Genomic DNA, 5438 nt, shown 5'->3' with positions numbered 1-5438 from the left:
AACTGTAGCTTTTTCTCATTACAATAATCTTTCAGCTCAATTACCCATCGATCCAAAATCTGGTAGAGTGGTAGCCGGTGGTGTAAAAGAGCAAGCTGGACAGTGCTTAAAGAATATCAAGGCAATTTTAGAAAGTATCGATGTTCCTTTTGACGATATTGTTAAAATTAATATCTTCCTTAAAAACCTCTCGGATATTGAAGCCGTAAACGAAGTTTATACAACATTTTTCCCAGACTCGGCTATTGCCAGGGCCGTAGCCTATGTCCCTGCACGGACAATAGTCGCAGCTTCAGCTTTACCTATGCATGCTTTGGTGCAAATTGAAGCAGTGGTATCACACGGAGATGGTACACCCCCACAAGTTGTTGAAGACAGGCATGGAATTATCATAGAAGCAAACAATACTGAAAATGCACCAAAAAGTTCTCTATATACACAAACTGTAGCTTTTTCTCATTACAATCATATTTCAGCCCAACTTCCTCTAGATCCAAAAACTAGTAAAATGGTAGCTGGTGGTGTAAAAGAGCAGGCTGAACAGTGCTTAAAAAATATCAAGGCAATTGTAGAAAGTGTCGACCACGTTATGGAGGATGTGGTTAAAGTAAATATATTCCTTAAAAATATCGAAGATATTGATGCTGTAAACGAAGTTTACACAAAATCCTTCCCAAGTGGTGTTCCTGCACGAACAATAGTTGGCATGTCAGCTTTACTTAAAGATGCTTTAGTCCAAATCGATGCAGTTGTATCAAACGCTGAAGGAACACCTCCAAAAGCATAACAGGCTTTTCGGTTGTAAAATATTTGACGTTGGTGAGTAAAAACTCGCTAACGTCTTTTTTTCGTAAGGATGTATTAGTCTTAATTGTTGATATAATTTAAGTAAGGTCTGATTTGTCATAATGAACATTGTGACAAACTGAGATAAATCTATATAATAACTGGACTTACTAGGATGGAATGCATTTGGCATTTTATCCTTTTTTCTTTCTTTGAGTTTGTCATAATTAAAATTCTAGTTATATTATGACAGATTAGACCTTATCTAAATAATTTCAACAATCAAAACTAAGACAGTCTTTTATAAAAAGTTAAATATTTTGAATAATTTGAAAAAACTTCTTGACATTCACTGATTACAAATGTAATCTATTAATAAGGAGGTATAGTATAGGTTTATTAAATTAAATATTCATGAGGTGGAAGAATGGATGATAAAAAAATTGCAGGAGAAAGAGCAGCAGAACTTATAAGAGATGGAATGATTGTTGGTTTAGGTACAGGTTCAACAGTATATTATACTATGAAAAGAATAAGTCAAATGCTAGAAAATGGATTAAAAATAAAGGCAGTTTCTACATCAAGTTCAACTACAACAATAGCACAAAAATTAGGAATACCGTTAGTAGATTTAAATGATGTAGGTAAGATTGATATTACTATTGATGGAGCTGACGAAGTAGATAGTTCCTTAAATGGAATTAAAGGTGGAGGAGGGGCTTTATTGTATGAAAAGCTTGTAGCTATTTCTTCAGAGAAAGTAATATGGGTTGTAGATTCTAGCAAAATAGTTAATCAATTAGGTGAATTTCCATTACCAGTAGAGGTTATTCCCTTTGCGTATAATCATATTCTTACAAAATTTAAAGATATGAATTTGAATCCTAGATTAAGAATTAATAATGGTGATTTTTTTATAACTGATTCACAACATTATATAATAGATCTATATATAAATAAGATTGAATATCCATATGAATTAGAAAAAACTTTAAATTCCATACCAGGTGTTGTGGAACATGGACTATTCATTAATATAGTAGATACCGTTATTATAGGTAAGGATAATTCATTAGAAATTGTTAATAGATGATACTGGTTAAAAGGAAGTCTTAATTATAAATTATGATAAAATAAGGTCAAATAAAAACGAAAAAAATAGAAATATGAAGCTATATGTAGAATGGGGTAATTACTGAGAAGAATACGGGGATGAAAGGGGTAGTTATCTGTTTATATAGAGAATAACATAGTAAAATTGAAGCAAGGATATATCTGATTTAGATCTTATATATCCTTGTTTTAATCCTTGTTATATTTAATAGTTAACTCTTATGTAACCATACTATAATATTTAAAAGGTACACTATACTTCGTTTTAATAGTGATTCTAAAAGAAATATTATAAGGATAAATATAGAGTCATTGATAAATAGTATATAGTGTTATAGAATATAAATATCTTAAATAATATGATTATTTTGAATATTACCAAAAAGGGGATGAAAGAAATGTTTATTAGAAGATTAACAATATGAGGAACTAAAATATCTCAATCTAAATTTCCCTTTAATGTATTAGGAAAGAGAATATAATATTCACTTCCTTATTTTAGAGATTATTTTAGGGAGTGAATTAAAGATGAAATATAAGAATGCTGAAGCGATTTTTCCAAAGGAATTACTAATAGAAATACAAAGACATGCTCAAGGTGAGATTATATATATTCCAAAGACTAAAGGAGCTAGAAAAAAGTGGGGAGAAGAGTCAGGGAATAAAGCTTATTTAAAAAATAGAAATAAAAAAATTTGCAAGAAATTTGAAATTGGATTATCAGTTGATGAACTCTCCGAAGAGTTTTATCTTTCAGTTGATAGTATTAAAAAAATAGTTTATACCAGAAAAAATAGGTGATATATTTGCTGGATGTGTTTACATCCAGCAAATATTTTTATATAAAAAACTTTTTATAATTATTCTTTACATAGTTCTACTAGGGATTTATTAATATAATTAAGGTATAGATAGAATTTCTGAAATAATTAATTATTAGGAGTGAGTGAACTATGATTAATACAAAACTAATTCTTATAGATGGTATAACTGGTTCAGGTAAATCCACCACATCTCAGTTTTTAGCAAATCAATTAAAGAGGAATAGTATTAAAGTTAAGTGGTACCATGAGGAAGAAACAGGTCATCCTTTAGAATATGAGGAAGATGTGGAAGTATTTACTTCCCAAGCTGAGGTGAATAAATTTATAAGGACAATCCCCAAGCTATGGAGAAAATTTGCTGAAGAAGCAAGTCAATCCGAGGAAATACATATAATTGAAAGTTTTATTTTTCAGGATACTGTTAGAATACTTTTTCAAAATAATCTAGAAGAGTCTAAGATACTTGAGTTTACTCAAGAAATTGAAGAAATACTTAAATCTTTAAATCCCACACTATTTTATTTCTATCAAGAAGATGTTGATCAGTCTATTAGAAGAATTTGGAAGCGTCGGGGGGATGCTTGGAAAAAGTGGTTTATTGATTCAGATATCCAGACTCCCTATGTTAAATTAAGTGCTGTATCAGGAGAGGTAGGAGTTATAAAACTTTGGGCAGATTATCAGGATTTTACCCATCAACTATTTGATAGAAGTCAATTTAATAAACTAGCTATGGAAAACTCAGAAGGAAAATGGGATGATTATCGTCAGCAAATGCTAGATTTTTTAGAACTAAATTTAGTTAATAAAATAATAGATCTAAGCTTAGAAGAGAAGAAAAGATACTGTGGTACTTATAAGGAAGAGGAAGGTGAGTTAAGCTGTACTATTAAGCTTCTAAATGGCAATATGGTATGTGACTTAATCTGGCCGGATATTAGCGTTCTCCCTGTAGAAACAGGGGAAGATAATTTCTTTTATTTAGAGTCATTTCCAGTATTTTTGAAGTTCAATGAAAATGAAGAGGGTTTAATTGAAGAACTTAGTTTAAAGGGTGGAAGAAAGAAATTAGAAGGTAAGAAGTTATATAAGGTAAAAGATAAATAGGCATGAATTTAGTTTTTAAAAAAATAATAAATATTATTAAAATATTTATATAGGGGATGATCAAGGATGAATATGGCATTATTAATAATTGATGTGCAAAAAGCTTTTATTGGAGATAGAAAAGGAGAAAAAGAGTATATTAATACCTTTGAATATATTAATGAGACTGCAAGATTATTTAGAAAGTCAGATAAACCCGTAATAATTGTGAGGGATGTTGAGGCTGGTAATGATGAAAACTTTCAAAATGTAGAGGAGCTAATTGTTAAGGATACTGATATTGAAGTTCAGAAGGTATTTAGTAATAGTTTTTGGAAAACAAATCTAGAGGAAGTATTAAAAGAAAGAGAAATCGATTTTATTGTTTTGTGTGGTAATGCAGCTGAGCATTGTATATTGGCTACATTTAATGGAGCAATAGAAAGAGAGTTTGGAGCTGCTATGCTCCAGCATGGTATATTTGCAATTCATCCAAATGGATTATTGGATATATATAATAATAGATCATTGATTTCTTATGAAGTACTTTCATACATGTTAAGTGATATATGATGAAAGAAATATTTAGTACTTTTCCAGAAATGAGTACGGAAAAATTAATCTTAAGAGAGATAAAACAAGAGGATGTAAACAGTATATATAAACTTTTAAGTAATCCTTAAGTAGTAAAGTATGATACATTTGAGGTTTTTACCAATGTAAACCAAGTAGAGGACCTAGTTAGATGGTTTGGAGAGCAGTTTGAACAAAAAAGAGCAATTTTTTGGGGAATTTCTTATAAAAATGAACCTGAAATTTTTGGTTTTTGTAAATGTGAAGTTGAAATTCCTAAAGTGAGGGCGGATTTAGGATATGATTTAAGTGATAAATATTGGAATAGAGGGATTATGACTGAAGCATTAAATAAAATAATTGAATTCACTCTGAATAATATGGAAGTAAATAGAATTGAAGCCACAGTATCTATAGAAAATCAAGCATCAATTAGAGTTCTTGAAAAGTTAGGTTTTATAAAAGAGGGTGTCTTACGAGAGCGTAGTTATTGGAAAGAGAAAAGTCATGATATGGTTATGCTTTCAATACTTAAGAAGGAGTACAATAGTTATTGATCGAAATAGAAATAAAAATTAACGAAACAAAGTTCGCTAAAACTTAAATATAAGAATAAATTCTGAACTATGATTCAGAAAGATATTGTCATGTACAATAGTCGCATAAGGTATTCTATTTGGTCATTTATTATTTAATAATAATAGAATAAATAATAGATAGGGAGTGTTAAATATTAAGAAATTAGAAAAATTAAGATATGGAGACAGTATAGGTATATTCTCACCATCATGTCCAGTCAGTAATCTTAATACATATGAAAGAGCGAAAAAATATCTAGAAAATAAGGGATACAAAATAGTTGAGGGAAATCTTACCAGAAAATCAGATTACTATCGTTCAGGTTCAATAAAAGAAAGAGTAGAGGAGCTAAATGCTCTAATTCGAGATCCTAATATTAAATGTATTATGGCAACAATTGGAGGGATGAATTCTAATTCACTTTTACCTTATATAGATTATGAATCTTTTATTCAAAACCCCAAAATAGTAATTGGG

At 29.8% G+C, this 5438-nt stretch carries 6 protein-coding genes and 1 pseudogene; all 7 read left to right on the top strand.

Annotated features, from left to right (window positions below):
- Nucleotides 1–787 (top strand): RidA family protein (locus tag GOQ27_RS12445; RefSeq protein WP_252187839.1); only part of this gene is annotated, 787 nt, incomplete at its 5' end.
- A gap of 426 nt (nt 788–1213) precedes the next feature.
- Complete coding sequence (rpiA, locus tag GOQ27_RS12440) at nt 1214–1879, top strand: ribose-5-phosphate isomerase RpiA (protein WP_203367197.1); 666 nt, start codon at nt 1214–1216, stop codon at nt 1877–1879.
- Between the two features lie 548 nt (nt 1880–2427).
- The gene (locus GOQ27_RS12435) at nt 2428–2700 is read left to right on the top strand and encodes a CD3324 family protein (RefSeq protein WP_203367196.1); all 273 of its coding nucleotides are present in this window, start codon (nt 2428–2430) and stop codon (nt 2698–2700) included.
- Between the two features lie 152 nt (nt 2701–2852).
- Nucleotides 2853–3830, top strand: coding sequence for a P-loop NTPase family protein (locus tag GOQ27_RS12430; protein ID WP_203367195.1), 978 nt, complete (start codon nt 2853–2855; stop codon nt 3828–3830).
- A gap of 66 nt (nt 3831–3896) precedes the next feature.
- Complete coding sequence (locus tag GOQ27_RS12425) at nt 3897–4382, top strand: cysteine hydrolase family protein (protein ID WP_203367194.1); 486 nt, start codon at nt 3897–3899, stop codon at nt 4380–4382.
- Between the two features lie 152 nt (nt 4383–4534).
- Nucleotides 4535–4939, top strand: a pseudogene (locus GOQ27_RS12420) (GNAT family N-acetyltransferase); the annotation flags it as partial.
- Between the two features lie 166 nt (nt 4940–5105).
- A partial coding sequence (locus GOQ27_RS12415) for an LD-carboxypeptidase (RefSeq protein ID WP_350445918.1) occupies nt 5106–5438 on the top strand: 333 nt, incomplete at its 3' end.

The organism is Anaeromonas frigoriresistens, from assembly GCF_016820655.1.
GTDB classification, from domain to species: domain Bacteria; phylum Bacillota; class Clostridia; order Tissierellales; family SIT17; genus Anaeromonas; species Anaeromonas frigoriresistens.
This window is presented reverse-complemented; position numbering and strand designations above follow the sequence as displayed.